Source organism: Streptomyces sp. YJ-C3 (assembly GCF_053891275.1).
In genome coordinates, this window is the sequence record NZ_CM132685.1 from 2,349,915 (window position 1) to 2,365,919 (window position 16,005).

Consider the following 16,005-nt stretch of genomic DNA (forward strand, 5'->3'; position numbering starts at 1 on the left):
GTCGGCAGCCGCCCCACGCCCCTGAATCGACTCGGGACGAAGCGCTACCCGTTAGGCCGGAACGCTCGCGACACCGGCCTCCAGGAACCGCTTGCCGTTCACCCGCTCCGAGACGCCCTCACGGTCCAGGTACGGCGTGATGCCGCCCAGGTGGAAGGGCCAGCCCGCACCGGTGATCAGGCACAGGTCGATGTCCTGGGCCTCGGCGACGACACCCTCGTCGAGCATGAGCCCGATCTCCTGGGCCACGGCGTCGAGCACGCGGTCGCGGACCTGCTCCTCGGTCAGGACGACATCGCCCTGCTTCAGCAGCGCGGCGACCTCGGGGTCCAGCTCCGGCTTGCCGGAATCGTAGACGTAGAAGCCGCGCTTGCCCGCCTTGACGACCGCCGCGAGGTTCGGGGACACCGTGAAGCGCTCCGGGAAGGCGCGGTTCAGGGTCTCCGAGACGTGCAGACCGATGGCCGGGCCGACCAGCTCCAGGAGGACCAGCGGCGACATCGGCAGACCGAGCGGCTCGACGGCCTTCTCGGCGACCTCGACGGGGGTGCCCTCGTCGATGACGTTCTGGATCTCGCCCATGAAGCGGGTCAGGATGCGGTTCACGACGAACGCCGGGGCGTCCTTCACGAGGACCGCGGTCTTCTTCAGCTTCTTGGCGACGCCGAACGCCGTGGCCAGGGCCGCGTCGTCGGTCTGCTCGCCGCGCACGATCTCCAGGAGCGGGAGGATCGCGACCGGGTTGAAGAAGTGGAAGCCGACGACCCGCTCGGGGTGCTTCAGCTTCGACGCCATCTCGGACACCGAGAGGGACGAGGTGTTGGTGGCGAGGATCGCGTGCGCCGGGGCGACGGCCTCGACCTCGGCGAACACCTGCTGCTTGACGCCGATCTCCTCGAAGACGGCCTCGATGATGAAGTCGGCGTCGGCGAAGCCCTCGGCCTTGTCGAGCACGCCGGAGACGAGCCCCTTCAGGCGGTTGGCCTTGTCCTGGTTGATGCGGCCCTTGCCGAGCAGCTTGTCGATCTCGGCGTGGACGTAGCCCACACCCTTGTCGACGCGCTCCTGGTCGATGTCGGTCAGCACGACCGGCACCTCAAGACGGCGCAGGAAGAGCAGCGCGAGCTGCGAGGCCATCAGACCGGCGCCGACGACGCCGACCTTGGTGACCGGGCGCGCCAGGTTCTTGTCCGGGGCGCCGGCGGGGCGCTTGCCGCGCTTCTGCACCAGGTTGAACGAGTAGATGCCGGCGCGCAGTTCGCCGCCCATGATGAGGTCGGCGAGCGCCTGGTCCTCGGCGTCGAACCCGGCCTGCAGGTCCCCGCTCTTCGCGGCGGCGATGATCTCCAGGGCGCGGTACGCGGCCGGGGCCGCGCCGTGCACCTTGCCGTCGGCGATGAACTTGCCGCGCGCGACGGCCTGGTCCCAGGCCTCGCCGCGGTCGACGTCCGCACGCTCGACCTTGACGTCGCCCTTCAGTACCTGAGCGGTCCAGATCAGCGACTGCTCCAGGAAGTCCGCGCCCTCGAAGATCGCGTCGGCGATCCCGAGCTCGAAGACCTGCTTGCCCTTGAGCTGCTTGTTCTGGTTGAGCGAGTTCTCGATGATCACCGAGACGGCCTTGTCGGCACCGATCAGGTTCGGCAGCAGCGCGCAGCCGCCCCAGCCGGGGACCAGGCCGAGGAAGACCTCGGGCAGCGAGAAGGCGGGCAGGGCCTTCGAGACGGTGCGGTACGAGCAGTGCAGACCGACCTCGACGCCACCGCCCATGGCGGCACCGTTGTAGTACGCGAACGTCGGCACGGCGAGGCCGGAGAGGCGCTTGAAGACCTCGTGGCCGCCCTTGCCGATGGCGAGCGCGTCGTCGTGGTTCTTCAGCAGCTCGACGCCCTTGAGGTCGGCGCCGACCGCGAAGATGAACGGCTTGCCGGTGATGCCGACACCGACGATGTCACCGTCGGCCGCCTCCTTCTCGACCTGGTCGACGGCGGCGTTCAGGTTCGCCAGCGAGCCGGGGCCGAAGGTGGTCGGCTTGGTGTGGTCGAAGCCGTTGTCCAGCGTGATCAGCGCGAACCGGCCGGCGCCGTACGGCAGTTCCAGGTGGCGTACGTGCGCGGACGTCACGACCTCGCCGGGGAACAGCTCGGCGGCACCCTTGAGGAGCTCAGCGGTGGTGGTGCTCACTTGTCGCCTCCGGCGTCCTTGTGGTGCGGGTTCTCCCAGATCACCGTGGCGCCCATGCCGAAGCCGACGCACATGGTGGTGAGGCCGTAACGGACCTCCGGCTGCTCCTCGAACTGGCGGGCCAGCTGCGTCATCAGACGGACGCCGGAAGAGGCGAGGGGGTGACCGAACGCGATGGCGCCGCCGTACTGGTTGACGCGCGCGTCGTCGTCGGCGATGCCGTAGTGGTCCAGGAACGCGAGGACCTGGACGGCGAACGCCTCGTTGACCTCGAAGAGGTTGATGTCCTCGATGGACAGGCCCGCCTTGGCGAGCGCCTTCTCCGTGGCCGGGATCGGGCCGTAGCCCATGACCTCCGGCTCCACGCCCGCGAAGGCGTAGGAGACGAGACGCATCTTGACCGGCAGGTTGTTCTCGCGGGCGAAGTCCTCGCTCGCGATGATCGAGGCGGTGGCGCCGTCGTTCAGACCGGCGGCGTTACCGGCGGTGACGCGGCCGTGCGTGCGGAACGGCGTCTTGAGACCCGCGAGGTTCTCCAGGGTCGTGCCCGGGCGCATCGGCTCGTCGGCGGTCACCAGACCCCAGCCGGTCTCGCCGACCTCGGCGTTGGTGTTGCGCACCGAGATCGGGACCAGGTCCTGCTGGATCTTGCCGTTCGCGTACGCCTTCGCCGCCTTCTCCTGCGAGCGCACGGCGTACTCGTCGGCGCGCTGCTTGGTGATGTGCGGGTAGCGGTCGTGCAGGTTCTCGGCGGTCATGCCCATGAACAGGGCGGACTCGTCGACGAGCTTCTCGGACACGAAGCGCGGGTTCGGGTCGACGCCCTCACCCATGGGGTGGCGGCCCATGTGCTCGACACCACCGGCGATGACGGCGTCGTACGCGCCGAACGCGACGGAGCCCGCGGCGGTGGTGACGGCCGTGAGCGCACCGGCGCACATGCGGTCGATCGAGTAGCCCGGGACCGACTGCGGCAGGCCCGCGAGGATGCCCGCCGTGCGGCCGAGGGTCAGGCCCTGGTCGCCGATCTGCGTGGTCGCGGCGATGGCGACCTCGTCGATCTGCTTCGGGTCCAGGTTCGGGTTCCGGCGCAGCAGCTCCCGGATGGCCTTCACGACGAGGTCGTCGGCGCGGGTCTCGTGGTAGATGCCCTTCGGGCCCGCCTTGCCGAACGGGGTGCGGACGCCGTCGACGAAGACGACGTCCCTGACGGTACGAGGCACGATGGCTCTCCTCCAAGATGCGGGACGGCACTGCCGCGGCGCGCGACTGAGCGCGCGCTCACCCCCTCATGCTACTTGCGGGTAACCATGCTGCCCAGTCCCCTCGGCCGGAGCGGCGAACGTCACACCCCTGCCGTCGATCACCGCCGCCATCCGGACGGACGAGAAGACGACGTCCCGCACGAAGGCCCGGCGGGTCACCCCGCACCGCCGCAGGGCGCCCCCGTGGTCCGCCGCGACCACGACCGCGGCCCCCGCGAGCAGCGCCCGCCACGCCGTGGTCACCGCCCGCCGCGCGGGCCGCGGCAGCCGGGCGAAGCCCTCGCGCAGCCGCCGGCAGTGGAACGGCACATGGCGTTCCTCGTCGGCCAGGATCCGCCCGGCCACCTCGGCGAGCAGCGGATCGGGGGAGCCGTCCCGCAGCGCCCGGTAGTACCTGAGGGCCACGACCTCGGCGACCATCAGGACGAGCAGTTCGAGCCGCAGCCCGAGTAGCCGCCGCAGCCGCACGAACGCGGCGTCGGTCCAGTGCGCGCCCAGCGTGTTCGCCCCGGCGGCCGTCAGCACGGCCGCGAGCAGCCGGGCGTGGTTCTGCTCCTCGGCGACGAACAGCCGGGCGGCCGCGGTGTATTCGGGGTCACCGGCCCGCTCGGCCTTCGCGAGCAGCTCGGCGCCGTCCCCGTCCTCGCCGACCTGGAACCGCTGGACGCTGCGCACGAGCGCGGCGGGCAGCCGCGCGCCCCGCTCCCACTCCGGATCCCCGCCCGCCGCCCGCTCCTCCCGAGCGGCCTCGAAGTCCCGCACCCAGTCGCCGTAGCCCGGCCGTACCGACCCGCTCCCCTTGTTTTTGAACATGCTCAGAAACTAACGAGTTTTGAGCACGTTCAAAACGCTGGGGATGTCCGGGTTCTGCAACAACGACAGGGTCCCGTGTCCCGTACGCGGACGTACGGGACACGGGACCCTGTTGAAACTCCGCCGGACTCCGGTGGACTCGGCCGGACGGCGGACGGGCGTCGGCTCAGCCGTGCGCCGACAGTGCCGTCACGAGCACCGGCGTCACCTGCTCCACCTGCCAGCGCCGCGCCCCGTGCGAGGCCAGCGCCGCCGCCACGGAGTCGGTGTCCACGGAGGCCGGCGGCTCCCAGCACACCCTGCGCACCGTGTCCGGCGTGATCAGGTTCTCCTGCGGCATGTTCAGCGCCTCGGCCAGCCTCGACACCCCGGCCCGCGCCGCGGACAGCCGCGCCGCCGCGGCCGGGTCCTTGTCCGCCCAGGCCCGGGGCGGCGGCGGCCCGGCCACCGGCTGGCCCGGCTGCGGCAGCTCCGAGTCCGGCAGCGCCCTGGCCCGGTCCACGGCGGCCTGCCACTGCTCCAGCTGACGTCGTCCCATGCGGTGCCCGAAGCCGGGCAGTCCCGACAGCGCGTGCACATTGGGCGGCAGGGCGAGCGCCGCCTCGACGATCGCCCCGTCGCCGAGCACCTTGCCCGGTGACACGTCACGGCGCTGCGCGACCCGGTCCCGCGCGGTCCACAGCTCCCGCACGACGGCCATCTGCCGACGCCTGCGCACCTTGTGCATGCCGGACGTGCGGCGCCACGGGTCCTTGCGGGGCGGCGCGGGCGGCGCCGACGCGATCGCCTCGAACTCCTGGTGGGCCCAGTCGAGCTTGCCCTGCCGGTCCAGCTCCTTCTCCAGGGCGTCGCGCAGATCGACGAGCAGCTCGACGTCCAGGGCCGCGTAGCGCAGCCAGGGCTCGGGCAGCGGCCGCGTCGACCAGTCGACCGCCGAGTGCCCCTTCTCCAGTACGTAACCCAGCACGTTCTCGACCATCGCGCCGAGGCCCACGCGGGGGAACCCGGCGAGCCGCCCGGCCAGCTCGGTGTCGAACAGCTTCGAGGGCACCATGCCTATTTCGCGCAGACACGGCAGGTCCTGGGTCGCGGCGTGCAGGTCCCACTCGGCGTCGGCGATGGCCGCACCGAGCCCGGACAGGTCGGGGCAGGCGACGGGGTCGATCAGCGCGGAGCCGGCTCCCTCGCGGCGCAGCTGCACCAGATAGGCGCGCTGCCCGTAGCGATAACCGGAAGCCCGCTCGGCGTCGACGGCGACCGGTCCGGTGCCCGCGGCGAAGGCCGCGACCATGTCGGCGAGCGCGGTCTCGTCGGCGATCACCGGCGGAATGCCCTCGCGCGGTTCGAGCAGGGGGATCGGCGCCGTCTCGACGTCGTCCGGAGGAGCGCCTCCGGTGGTGCGCAGTGAACTGTCTGCTGCGGTCTCTTGGGCGTCGGTCACCTGTCAAGGGTATCTGTGAACGGACGGCGCCCGTCGACGGAACGTTCCGTCGACGGGCGCTGAAGGTGCGTAAACCGGAAAGATCCGGCCAGTCTTCGATCAGTGGATGATTCCGGTGCGCAGGGCGACCGCCACCATGCCGGCCCGGTCACCCGTGCCGAGCTTGCGGGCGATCCTGGCGAGATGGCTCTTGACGGTCAGTGCGGACAGGCCCATCGAGACGCCGATGGCCTTGTTCGACTGCCCTTCGGCGACCAGGCGGAGCACCTCCACCTCACGTCCGGACAGTTCGCGGTAGCCGCCCGGGTGGCTCGGGGTACCCGGGGGGCGGCGGTGCATACGGGCGGCCGCGGACCCGATCGGGGCGGCGCCGGGGCGGGTGGGGAGTCCTACGTTCGTGCGGGTGCCGGTGACGACATAGCCCTTGACGCCGCCCGCGAGGGCGTTGCGCACGGCGCCGATGTCGTCGGCGGCGGAGAGGGCCAGCCCGTTGGGCCAGCCCGCGGCTCGGGTTTCGGAGAGAAGCGTCAGGCCGGATCCGTCGGGGAGGTGGACGTCGGCGACGCAGATGTCGCGGGGGTTGCCGATGCGGGGACGAGCCTCCGCGACGGACGAGGCCTCGATCACGTCACGAACACCGAGCGCCCACAGATGGCGGGTGACGGTGGAACGGACGCGGGGGTCGGCCACGACCACCATCGCGGTTGGCTTGTTCGGGCGGTAGGCGACCAGGCTTGAGGGCTGCTCGAGGAGAACGGACACCAGGCCTCCTGGGGTGCGGGACGGGGCCGGCTCGGGGAAGAAGCCGGGACGAACCGTGCTTTCAAGGTCACAGTCGTCTTCGGCAGCAAACCCGCCCGCCTTTAGAGAAAGATCACGATTTGGTGAGTAACAATTCACGCAATTCGGACACATTATCGATCATCCGAAGATCGAACCGAATCGAACCGGTTCGCACCGGGATCGTCTCGCCCGTCAGAAAACGAGAAACGGCCGCGTCGGGCACTGCCGACGCGGCCGAAAACAGTCGTTGCTGATCGCTGCTGAAAAGCGGGAATCAGGAGGGATGGGGGCCCCGGCGCTGCGGCAGCGTCACCACCGCGCCGTCCGGACCGTTCGATCCCGCCGCCACCGGCGGCAGGCCGGCGACCTGGCACAGCAGCTCGCACCACGCGGCGAGATGCGCGGCCGTGTCCGGCACCCCGCCCCGGCCCTCGCGCGGCGTCCAGGACGCGCGGATCTCGATCTGCGACGCGGGCGGCCGGTCACCGATCCCGCCGAAGTAGTGCGAACTGGCGCGGGTGACCGTGCCGGACGGCTCTCCGTACGTGAGGCCGCGGGCCTGCAGCGCGCCCGTCAGCCACGACCAGCAGACGTCGGGGAGCAGCGGATCGGCGGCCATCTCCGCCTCGAGCTCCGCGCGCACCAGCGTCACCAGCCGGAACGTGCCGTGCCACGCCTCGTGCCCGGCCGGATCGTGGAGCAGCACGAGGCGTCCGTCGGCCAGGGCTTCGTCATCGGCCGCGTCGACGACCGTGGCCTCCAGTGCATAGGAGAAGGGGGCCAGGCGTTGCGGCGGGCGCGTCGGATCGATCTCGATCTCCGGGCGCAGCCGTGCGGACCGCAGGGCGTCGACCGCCGTGCGGAAGGCCAGGGGGGTGGCGTCATCCTCTTGTGCAGCGTTCATGTCCCGAGCGTTCTGCCCCTCCCGCACCGATTCACTCATCCCGTTCGAGTCGCCAGAGTCTTCCGGGCTGCCGACCGTCGTCCCTGAGCCGCAGCCATGCCGGGAAGGTTAAGGGGAAGGAGCGCCGCGCGCAGGCAAGGACACCCGTCGCCGACGCCGTTCCCGTGACACGCGGGGGCCGTGCGAGACTCTCTCGTGTGAGTGCCAACACCGAGGCCACGGGCCAGCAGCCGTCAGCGACGCACGACGCCGTCAAGGATTCCGCCTTCCTCAAGGCGTGCAGGCGTGAGCCCGTGCCGCACACGCCGGTGTGGTTCATGCGACAGGCGGGGCGTTCGCTGCCCGAGTACCTCAAGGTGCGCGAAGGCATTCCGATGCTGGAGTCGTGCACGCGGCCCGAGCTGGTCGCCGAGATCACGATGCAGCCGGTGCGGCGCCACAACGTCGACGCGGCCATCTACTTCAGCGACATCGTCGTGCCCCTCAAGGCCATCGGCATCTACCTCGACATCAAGCCCGGTGTCGGCCCGGTCGTCGCCAACCCGATCCGCAGCCGCGCCGACCTCGCCCAGCTGCGCGACCTGACCCCGGACGACGTCACCTACGTCACCGAGGCCATGGGCCTGCTCACCGCGGAGCTCGGCGCCACCCCGCTCATCGGCTTCGCGGGCGCGCCGTTCACCCTCGCGAGCTACCTCGTCGAGGGCGGACCCTCCCGCAACCACGAGCACACCAAGGCCCTCATGTACGGCGACCCGCAGCTGTGGGCCGACCTGCTCGATCGGCTCGCCGAGATCACCTCCGCCTTCCTGAAGGTGCAGATCGAGGCCGGCGCGAGCGCCGTGCAGCTCTTCGACTCGTGGGTCGGCGCCCTGTCCCCGGCCGACTACCGGCGCTCCGTCATGCCCGCCTCGCAGAAGGTCTTCCAGGCCGTCGAGTCCTACGGAGTGCCGCGCATCCACTTCGGTGTCGGCACCGGTGAACTGCTCGGGCTGATGGGCGAGGCCGGCGCGGACGTCGTCGGCGTCGACTGGCGGGTGCCGCTCGACGAGGCCGCGCGCCGCGTCGGCCCCGGCAAGGCGCTGCAGGGCAACATCGACCCGGCGATCCTCTTCTCCACGCCCGAGGCCGTCGAGGCCAAGGCGCGCGAGGTGCTCGACGCGGCGGCGGGCCTGGAGGGCCACGTCTTCAACCTCGGGCACGGCGTGCTGCCGAGCACCGACCCGGACGCGCTGACCCGGCTGGTCGAGTACGTCCACACGCAGACCGCCGTCTGATCCCCGCGGCGGGCCTCAGCAGGGCGCCCGCCACACCCCCAGCTCCAGCTTCTTGCGCATCGAGGAGAAGCCCCGCTGCTTCGCGCCGCTGCAGAAAGCGGAGGTGGGGAGCGCGTATTCGACGTGGAACACCGCCTTGCCCGCCTTGACGAACGGGGCGAGCGAGGCGCACTCCGCGAATTCGGCGCACTCCTCGTTCACGGCGAAGTCGAAGTCCCGCACGAGGTCGGGGACCTGGTCGAGATCGTTCTTCAGGCCGACGGACAGGCCCCGCTCATGGGCGAGCCGGGCGACCATACGGTTGAAGGCGAGCTGGTGCCGGGCGGTGAGCGGGAACCCGGTGCGGTTCACGAAGCCGTCGAGCAGGTCCGGCTCGACCGCGTCGAAGCCCTTGCGACGGCACATGTCGAAGCGCCGGGCCAGCAGCGGTTCCAGCACGTCGAGCCGGCGGATGTCGACCCAGCGCTCGCCCGCCCAGCCGTTCGTCCGCCCCAGGATCCGGTCCGGGTACGCGTCCTGGTCCGGGCGGAAGTTCTCCCACGCACCCGCGTTGACGTAACAGATGACGTGGCGTCCCGCGCGGTGCAGCCGGGCCACGTCGGCGGCCGTGTTCTCGAAGCCGTCGATGTCGTACACCGGGGCGTCGACGCTCGGGTCGACCCGGCCGTCGAGCTGCCACTGCCAGGCGGTGCCGGGGCGGGGCTGCCAACGGGCGGTGTGAGCGGGGCCGTCCGAGGGGCGCTGCGTCCCGTTCCCGACGCTCACGCAGCCGCCCAGGCAGAGCAGGGCGGTGGCGAGGACCGCGGACCGCCCCCGGTGGGCGCGGCTCACCGCTCCTCCTCCTCGTCGTCCTCCGCCGGCATCCCCGGCGGCCGTGTCCACGGGTTCGGCCCCGAACCCGGGACCGCGCAGTGCACGGCGGCGCCCCTGCGCAGCGCCGTCCGGGCGGCGAGACGGGTCAGGGTCGGGGGCACCCCGTACACCAGATGGCAGAAGTGTTCGGGGGAGTGGCGGGCGGTCCACTGGGGGGCGTCGAACGCGCGCAGATACGTCGACCAGTGGCCCTCGAACGTGACCAGCAGATCGGCGGCGCCCGCATAGCCCGACGCCGGGTGGACCCCCGGGTTCAGTACGACGGTCGACGCCCCCTCGTCCCGGGCCGAGCGGACCAGGCGCCGGGTGCGGCGCAGATCGCCGCGGCCCGGCGCCACCCGGTCGAGGAAACAGCCGTCGACGCCGTACCAGTCGCGGTGCCGGGACACGTCGTCGGTGACGGGCCCCGGCTCCCGTTCCCCGTACGCCGTGTCGACGTAGCCGAGGACCCGGACGCCCGCCTCGCGCAGCGCCCGGGACGCCGCCGCGAACGCGGGGTCGGGGGCCCTGCCCGGACCGTCCGTCACGTTCAGGACCACCCCGTAGAGCTGCGGCGCCGCGACGACGAGGGCCTGCCAGGCGCCCGGGTCCGTGGCCGGGTGGACGTACAGCGGGACGAGCAGCCGGCCCTGTCTCATCGCAGCTCCCTGGCCGGCGCACCGTCCGCCGACCAGAGCGCGGCCAGCGAGGTGTGCAGGGGGTGTTCCGCGCTCCAGCCCAACTCGCGCCGGGCGGCGGTGACCTGGGCGCACTGCCAGGGCACCGACGGGGACCGGCCCACGACGCCGAGCGTCTCCTCCACCCGGCCGCGGAACCCGGACGCGCGGATCAGTCCGTGCACCAGATCGCGCACCGGGACGGCGTGACCGCTGCCGATGTTCAGGACCGGCGGCAGCGGCCCGGGCGCGGTCAGGGCGAGGGCCGCGGCCGTCGCCACATCGCGTACGTCGACGAAGTCGCGGTGCGCCGACAGATCGCCGACCTGCACCGTGCCGGGCGGGTCGTGGGGCAGGGCGGCCCGGATCTCGGCGGTGAGGCGGCCCGGCAGACCCGCGCGGGGCGCACCGGGACCCACCGGGTTCGTCACGCGCAGCACCACCGCGTCGAGCCCGGAACCGGTGACCGCGAGGGTGCCCGCGAGCTTGCTCGCGCCGTACAGGGACGCGGGCCGGGCCGGCGCGCTCTCCGGGGTCTGCTCGCCGAGGATCGTCGGGCCGTACTCGGCGGCGGAGCCCAGGTGGACCAGGCGGGCGGCCGGGGCCGCGAGATGCATCGCCTCGCACAGGACGGCGGGAACACGGGAGTTGGTGTCGACGAGGGTCAGGGCACTGCCGCCGACAGCGCCCACGCAGTTGACGACCGCGTCGGGCGCGGCGTGGTCGATGAGGTCCGCGAGGGCGCCCGGCGAGGCCGTCACGAGATCGATCCGCAGGTCGTCGTAGGGGTGGCGGCCGCCGGTGAGGAGCCGCACGCCCGGCAGGGCGCGCAGTCGTTCGGCGATGTGCCCGCCCAGGTATCCGGTGGGGCCCAGGACGAGGATGCGCACGGCCGGTCACACTCCTTTCAGGAGCAGGGAACGATGGGTGGTGAACTCGGCGTTGGCCCGGTCGTAGTCGTCGGGCCGGCCGATGTCGAGCCAGTAGCCGTCGAACTCGTGGGCGCGCGGCGGGTTCTCGGCCTTCAGCAGGTCGAGGACGAGTTCGTCGAAGCCGAGCGGCAGGCCCGGGGTGTACGTGGCGAGCGTGTCGCGGGATACGCCGTACACGCCCATCGAGACGCGGCAGTCCATCCTGGGTTTCTCCGTGAAGGCCACGACCCGGGAGTCGTCCGTGGTCAGCACCCCGAAGTCGATGTGCACCTCACGGGCGTACGTCGCGATCGTCAGCGGCGCGCCGGACGTCCGGTGGCCGCGGAGCACCTCGGCGTAGTCGAGGTCGGTGAGGATGTCGCCGTTCATGACGAGGAAGTGCTCGGGCAGCCGGTCCATCATCGTCAGGAGCGGGCCCATGGTGCCCAGCGGGCTGTCCTCGCTGGAGTAGCCGACGCGCAGGCCCCAGCGGGCGCCGTTGCCGACGTAGGCACGGATGATGTGGCCCAGGTGGCCGATGGCGATGGTGGCCGTGGTGAAGCCGGACGCGGCGAGCTGGCGCAGCACGATCTCCAGGATCGCGTGCTGATCGCCGATCGGGACGAGCGGTTTGGGTAGAGCGGTGGTGTACGGGCGCAGTCGGACGCCCTTGCCTCCGGCGAGGATGACGGCGTGCACGGTCGGCTCCCTTCGACTGTGGGGGCGGCGCTGGTGTTCGTCTTCACAACTGCCGTACAGGACCTAGATGTTGTAGATGTCCGTCTTGTAGCGGGCCAGGTTGCCCGGGTCGCGGAAGAACGCGACCGTCTTCGCCAGGCCCTGTTCCAGGTCGTGGGCCGGGGACCAGCCGGTCGCCGCGTGCAGCCGGGAGGCGTCGGCCACCAGACGCATCACCTCGGAGTTCGCCGGACGGACACGGCGCTCGTCCTCGCGGACGTCCAGGTCGGCGTCCATGACCTTGCCGATGAGGCGGACCAGGTCGCCGACCGAGATCTCGCCCCCCGTACCGGCGTTGAACGTGAGGCCGGCCACCTGCTCCAGCGGCGCCGTACCGACCGCGAGGAAGGCGCGGGCGGTGTCCTCGACGTAGGTGAAGTCGCGTGTCGGACGCAGATCGCCGATCGTGATCTCCCTTCTGCCCGCGGCCACTTGGCCGATGACGGTCGGGATCACGGCCCGCATCGACTGACGCGGACCGAACGTGTTGAAAGGACGCAGCGTGACCACGGGGGTCGTGAAGGCCGCGAAGTAGCTGTCCGCGAGCCGGTCGGCGCCGGCTTTCGAAGCGGCGTACGGGGACTGGGTGTTGATGGGGTGGTCCTCGGTGATCGGGACCGTCCGCGCGGTGCCGTACGTCTCGCTCGTCGAGGTGTGGACGAGGCGCGGCGTGCACGACCGGCGCACCGCTTCGAGGACGTTGAGGGTGCCGGTGACGTTCGTGTCGACGTAGCTGTGCGGCGCCTGGTACGAGTACGGGATCGCGATCAGCGCCGCCAGGTGGTAGACGGTCTCGGCGCCCTGGACCAGACCGCGCACGGAGCCGGGGTCGCGGACGTCGCCGAGGACGATCTCCACCTCCGCGAGGATGTCGGCCGGCAGGGTCTCCAGCCAGCCGTGGCTGGAGAAGGAGTTGTACTGGGCCATCGCGCGGACGCGGTGGCCGGTGGCGACGAGTGCCTCGGTGAGGTGCGAGCCGATGAAGCCCTCGGCTCCGGTCACGGCGACAAGGGATGCCGATGTCATGGGTGCTCCCGGGAAATGGGCCGGTGGTGGTGTGGTTCAGGGGTGGGCGGGGGCCTGGCCCGGGAGTGCGAAGTGATCAGGTGTGGGCGGTCGGGCTGCCCAGGTGGCGTACGGCGAAGGCCAGCAGGAGGCAGGCCGTCGTGGCGGTGCAGTGCGTCCCCGGCAGCACGGTCGCGGCTGCCGCGGTGGCCAGGGTGACCGCCGCCGGGAGCCAGGCGTTGCCGAACGCCTGGAGCAGCAGGGCGATCCACAACAGGGCCCCGAGCGCGAGGAGTTCGGCCGGAGGGCCGGACACGGCGAGGGCGCCCGCACCCAGCGGGACCAGATAGGCCGCCAGGCACAGGAGCAGGGCGCGGGCGGCGCGGAGCTGGAAGCCCTCGAAGGTGGTGGAGGCGCGCAGAGCGGCGACGGCGAGCCCGCGGTAGCGGTGCAGCAGCCACTCGGCCGGACCCATGCTGAGGGTCAGCACGACGACGGCGTACGGGTGCTGCCGCCCGGCGAGCGTGGTGAGCGTCCCCGCGGCCAGGCCGAACAGACCGTACGGCAGCGAACGCACCAGAGATGTCGTCGTCCTCGGCACGGAAGCGGCGGACAGCGCCGTGCGCAGGGTGAGTGCGGCCGCGCCGAGCGCGAGCAGCAGGGTCAGCAGCGGAAGCCCGATACGGACCGGCGCCGGCGGCTGCCACCAGAACAGCGCCGCGACGCCCGCCGTCACCGGCGTCAGCGCGACGGCGAGCAGCCGCTCGCGCCCGAACACCAGCAGCACGCCCGCCGCGGCGAGATACGCGGACTGCGCCGCGGCGAACACCGCCCCCGGGCCCGGACCCGCGACCGCGAGCCCGACGCAGGACGCCGCCGCCGCGCCCAGCGGCGCGCCCACGAGCAGCGCGCGGCCCGCCTCCCGGAGCCCGGCGACCAGGCAGATGTACGCGCGGTGGCTCAACGCCTGCGACCACCCCCACGACACCAGGGCCGCGACGATCAGGCCGCGCAGCCCGGCCGTGTCCCGCCACGCCCCGGCGGCCAGCAGGTACGCGGCGCCGGGCAGCGTGAACAGCAGTCCGCGCAGCGCGCACCGCGCATGGTCGGGCCGCCAGGGGTCCGCCACCGCCGCGACGGGCTTCGGGAAGGCGCGGGGCACCCGCCGGAACAGGTCCTCGGCCAGCGAGAACAGATCGGCATGTCCGTACGTGTCCCGCACCCGGTCCGCGCTCATCCCCTGCGCTTCCAGGAGCGCCGCGACCTCGTACGGGTGCACGGCGGCACCGACGTCGTCGGCGAGTTCGGCGGCCAGGGTGTCGACGGGGTCGTCGGCGAGGGCGGGCCGCAGCGCGGCGCGGGCCGCCCTCGGCCTGCTCCCGGACACGACGCCCCGACCGGCGGCGTCGGCGTCGGCGTCGGCGGTGTCGTATGTGTCGTCGGCGGGTTTCCCCGGTGCGGGGACGGCCGAGGACGTCACCAGGCGCAGCCCGATGCTTTCGGCCTCCTCCGCGGACCGTGCCCAGGACGGGCCGCGCCGGGGCGGGCGGGCCAGCCGGAGCGCGAGGTCGTCCTCGGCGGTGGCGCCCGGCGGGAGGGCGAGGGGGCCGCTCATCCGGCCACCCCGTCCCACTCGCCGGACTCGGCCGACCCGGTGGATCCGGCGGACCCGGCGGTGTGCCGGGTGCCGTCGGCGCCGAGCTCCAGATAGATCGCGCGGAACGCGTCCACGGTCTGCCGCAGCGTGAACTGCTCGATCACCCGCAGCCGTGCCGCCTCGCCCATCGCCGCCCGCCGCCCGGGATCGGACAGCAGGTCGAGGGCGGCCCGCGCCATCGCCTCGGGGGAGCGCGGCGGCACCACCAAGCCCGTCGGGCCGACGGCCTCGCGCACCCCGCCGACGTCCGTGGACACCGTGGCCCGGCCGCACGACATCGCCTCGATCAAAGTGAACGGGAAGCCCTCGCTGATGCTGGACAGCATCACGACATTCCCTGCCGCGTACGCGTCCTTGATGTGCTCGACCCGGCCCTCGAACCGCACCGCGTCCCCGGTCCCGAGGGAGACCGCCAGCGCCTCGCAGCGTGCGCGGTAGGCCTCGCCGCCGCGCGGAGTGCCCCCGAACAGCCTCAACTGCGCTTCCGGAAGCTCCTGTCGGACCAGGGAGAAGGCGCGGATCAGCGTCTCCAGGTCCTTGATCGGGTCGACCCGGCCGGCCCAGCTGAGCGTGGGCCGCTCCGGCTCGGGCCCGGCCGGCGGGAACGCCGCCGGGTCCACGCCGTTGTAGACGGTGCGGATCAGCTCCGGATCGGCGCCGCCGCGCTCCTCCCACAGCCGGTTGTACCGGTTGCCCGGCGTGATCAGGGCGGCCCTGCGGTACGTCTCCTCGGCCAGCAGCCGGAAGAAGCCCAGCATCACCGCCTTCACCGGCCAGGTGAACGGGCCCGTGCGGTAGCCGAGGTAGCGCTCGCGCAGATACACCCCGTGCTCCGTCAACAACAGCGGTACACCGTGCTCATGACGGGCCATCAGCCCCGGCAGCACCGCGATGCCGCCGCTCACCGCGTGGGCCACCCCGCGCTCGGGCGGCCGCGCCGCGAGCGGCCGCAGCGCGTGCTCCAGCAGACTCGTCGCGGTCAGCGCGTCGTGCAGGCTCGGCCGGGCGGCGGCCACGTCCAGACCTGGCCGCCGCCACACCGACGCGAGCACCCGCACCGCGTGATCGCCGCGCAGCACCGGGGAGAGCCAGCCCGCGCGGGCGTAGCGGCCCAGTTCGTAGAGGGCCGGACCGAAGACGTCCTCGGCGGCCGGGTCCAGCAAGGGGGAGAGGAACTCCTCGTAGGCGGTGAGGAGCCGGCGGCCGGCGCGGCCGCGCGGGGCGCGGCCCTCGGGTGCGGGGCCCCACATCGGCAGGCCGGTCGGCGCCGACACGTGCGGCGGCAGGTCCCAGGCGATCGACTCGCGCCCGGTGCCGGTGACCGCGAGGACGTCGAAGTCGAAGTCCGGCATGCCGCGCACGAGCTGGTCGCACCAGACGCTGACGCCGCCGTGACTGTGCGGATAGGTGCCTTCCGTCAGCAGGGTGACGTGCGGGCGGGAACGTAAGGGGACGGGAGAGGACGGGGGCTCGGGCATGATGAAGCTCCGCGACTGTT

The 16,005-nt window shown here is 72.4% G+C and carries 14 protein-coding genes; 1 reads left to right on the plus strand and 13 read right to left on the minus strand.

What is annotated here, in order from left to right; all coding sequences use genetic code 11:
• Positions 1 to 51 precede the first annotated feature (51 nt).
• The 6 genes from ACVHNB_RS10440 to ACVHNB_RS10465 all read right to left on the minus strand — a co-directional run bounded on the left by ACVHNB_RS10440 (position 52) and on the right by ACVHNB_RS10465 (position 7,390).
• The gene (locus ACVHNB_RS10440; RefSeq protein ID WP_456227882.1) at positions 52 to 2,184 is read right to left on the minus strand and encodes a 3-hydroxyacyl-CoA dehydrogenase NAD-binding domain-containing protein; all 2,133 of its coding nucleotides are present in this window, start codon (positions 2,182 to 2,184) and stop codon (positions 52 to 54) included.
• Positions 2,181 to 3,407 (minus strand): thiolase family protein, encoded by a 1,227-nt coding sequence (locus tag ACVHNB_RS10445; RefSeq protein ID WP_255975510.1) that lies wholly within the window; start codon positions 3,405 to 3,407, stop codon positions 2,181 to 2,183. Before ACVHNB_RS10445 ends, ACVHNB_RS10440 begins: the two co-directional genes overlap by 4 nt.
• 66 nt (positions 3,408 to 3,473) lie before the next feature.
• Positions 3,474 to 4,262 carry a ferritin-like domain-containing protein gene (locus ACVHNB_RS10450; protein WP_456227883.1) on the minus strand — a complete coding sequence of 263 codons (789 nt, stop codon included), beginning with the start codon at positions 4,260 to 4,262 and terminating at the stop codon, positions 3,474 to 3,476.
• A 166-nt stretch (positions 4,263 to 4,428) separates the two neighbouring features.
• Positions 4,429 to 5,703 (minus strand): HRDC domain-containing protein, encoded by a 1,275-nt coding sequence (locus ACVHNB_RS10455; RefSeq protein WP_456227884.1) that lies wholly within the window; start codon positions 5,701 to 5,703, stop codon positions 4,429 to 4,431.
• 99 nt (positions 5,704 to 5,802) lie between these two features.
• Positions 5,803 to 6,465: a LuxR C-terminal-related transcriptional regulator gene (locus ACVHNB_RS10460; RefSeq protein WP_428951666.1), complete on the minus strand. Its 663-nt coding sequence runs from the start codon at positions 6,463 to 6,465 to the stop codon at positions 5,803 to 5,805.
• Between the two features lie 295 nt (positions 6,466 to 6,760).
• Positions 6,761 to 7,390: a DUF3000 domain-containing protein gene (locus ACVHNB_RS10465; RefSeq protein ID WP_456227885.1), complete on the minus strand. Its 630-nt coding sequence runs from the start codon at positions 7,388 to 7,390 to the stop codon at positions 6,761 to 6,763.
• 197 nt (positions 7,391 to 7,587) lie between these two features.
• Between ACVHNB_RS10465 and hemE the strand changes: the two genes are divergently transcribed.
• The gene (gene hemE, locus ACVHNB_RS10470; protein ID WP_456227886.1) at positions 7,588 to 8,667 is read left to right on the plus strand and encodes a uroporphyrinogen decarboxylase; all 1,080 of its coding nucleotides are present in this window, start codon (positions 7,588 to 7,590) and stop codon (positions 8,665 to 8,667) included.
• 15 nt (positions 8,668 to 8,682) lie between these two features.
• Here the strand turns inward: hemE and ACVHNB_RS10475 are convergent, their stop codons facing one another.
• From ACVHNB_RS10475 to pelF, 7 genes are all read right to left on the minus strand, one after another.
• Positions 8,683 to 9,498, minus strand: a complete 816-nt coding sequence (locus ACVHNB_RS10475) for an endo alpha-1,4 polygalactosaminidase (RefSeq protein ID WP_456227887.1) — start codon at positions 9,496 to 9,498, stop codon at positions 8,683 to 8,685.
• Positions 9,495 to 10,178, minus strand: coding sequence for a spherulation-specific family 4 protein (locus tag ACVHNB_RS10480; RefSeq protein WP_428951662.1), 684 nt, complete (start codon positions 10,176 to 10,178; stop codon positions 9,495 to 9,497). The genes ACVHNB_RS10475 and ACVHNB_RS10480 overlap by 4 nt, the downstream gene beginning before the upstream one ends.
• A complete protein-coding gene (locus ACVHNB_RS10485) occupies positions 10,175 to 11,086 on the minus strand; it encodes an NAD-dependent epimerase/dehydratase family protein (protein ID WP_428951661.1) in 912 nt (303 codons plus the stop codon). The genes ACVHNB_RS10480 and ACVHNB_RS10485 overlap by 4 nt, the downstream gene beginning before the upstream one ends.
• Positions 11,087 to 11,092: 6 nt before the next feature.
• The gene (locus ACVHNB_RS10490; RefSeq protein WP_428951660.1) at positions 11,093 to 11,806 is read right to left on the minus strand and encodes a nucleotidyltransferase family protein; all 714 of its coding nucleotides are present in this window, start codon (positions 11,804 to 11,806) and stop codon (positions 11,093 to 11,095) included.
• A gap of 63 nt (positions 11,807 to 11,869) precedes the next feature.
• Positions 11,870 to 12,871 carry an SDR family NAD(P)-dependent oxidoreductase gene (locus ACVHNB_RS10495; RefSeq protein ID WP_456227888.1) on the minus strand — a complete coding sequence of 334 codons (1,002 nt, stop codon included), beginning with the start codon at positions 12,869 to 12,871 and terminating at the stop codon, positions 11,870 to 11,872.
• 76 nt (positions 12,872 to 12,947) lie between these two features.
• Positions 12,948 to 14,465: a hypothetical protein gene (locus tag ACVHNB_RS10500; RefSeq protein WP_456227889.1), complete on the minus strand. Its 1,518-nt coding sequence runs from the start codon at positions 14,463 to 14,465 to the stop codon at positions 12,948 to 12,950.
• A complete protein-coding gene (gene pelF / locus ACVHNB_RS10505) occupies positions 14,462 to 15,985 on the minus strand; it encodes a GT4 family glycosyltransferase PelF (protein WP_456227890.1) in 1,524 nt (507 codons plus the stop codon). Before pelF ends, ACVHNB_RS10500 begins: the two co-directional genes overlap by 4 nt.
• Positions 15,986 to 16,005 lie beyond the last annotated feature (20 nt).

What these genes read in the sequence shown, in the direction of transcription:
- ACVHNB_RS10450 (WP_456227883.1), bottom strand. Translation starts at nt 4,262, where the DNA reads ATGTTCAAAAACAAGGGGAGCGGGTCGGTACGGCCGGGCTACGGCGAC.
- ACVHNB_RS10465 (WP_456227885.1), bottom strand. Translation starts at nt 7,390, where the DNA reads ATGAACGCTGCACAAGAGGATGACGCCACCCCCCTGGCCTTCCGCACG.
- ACVHNB_RS10480 (WP_428951662.1), bottom strand. Translation starts at nt 10,178, where the DNA reads ATGAGACAGGGCCGGCTGCTCGTCCCGCTGTACGTCCACCCGGCCACG.
- ACVHNB_RS10495 (WP_456227888.1), bottom strand. Translation starts at nt 12,871, where the DNA reads ATGACATCGGCATCCCTTGTCGCCGTGACCGGAGCCGAGGGCTTCATC.
- ACVHNB_RS10500 (WP_456227889.1), bottom strand. Translation starts at nt 14,465, where the DNA reads ATGAGCGGCCCCCTCGCCCTCCCGCCGGGCGCCACCGCCGAGGACGAC.
- pelF (WP_456227890.1), bottom strand. Translation starts at nt 15,985, where the DNA reads ATGCCCGAGCCCCCGTCCTCTCCCGTCCCCTTACGTTCCCGCCCGCAC.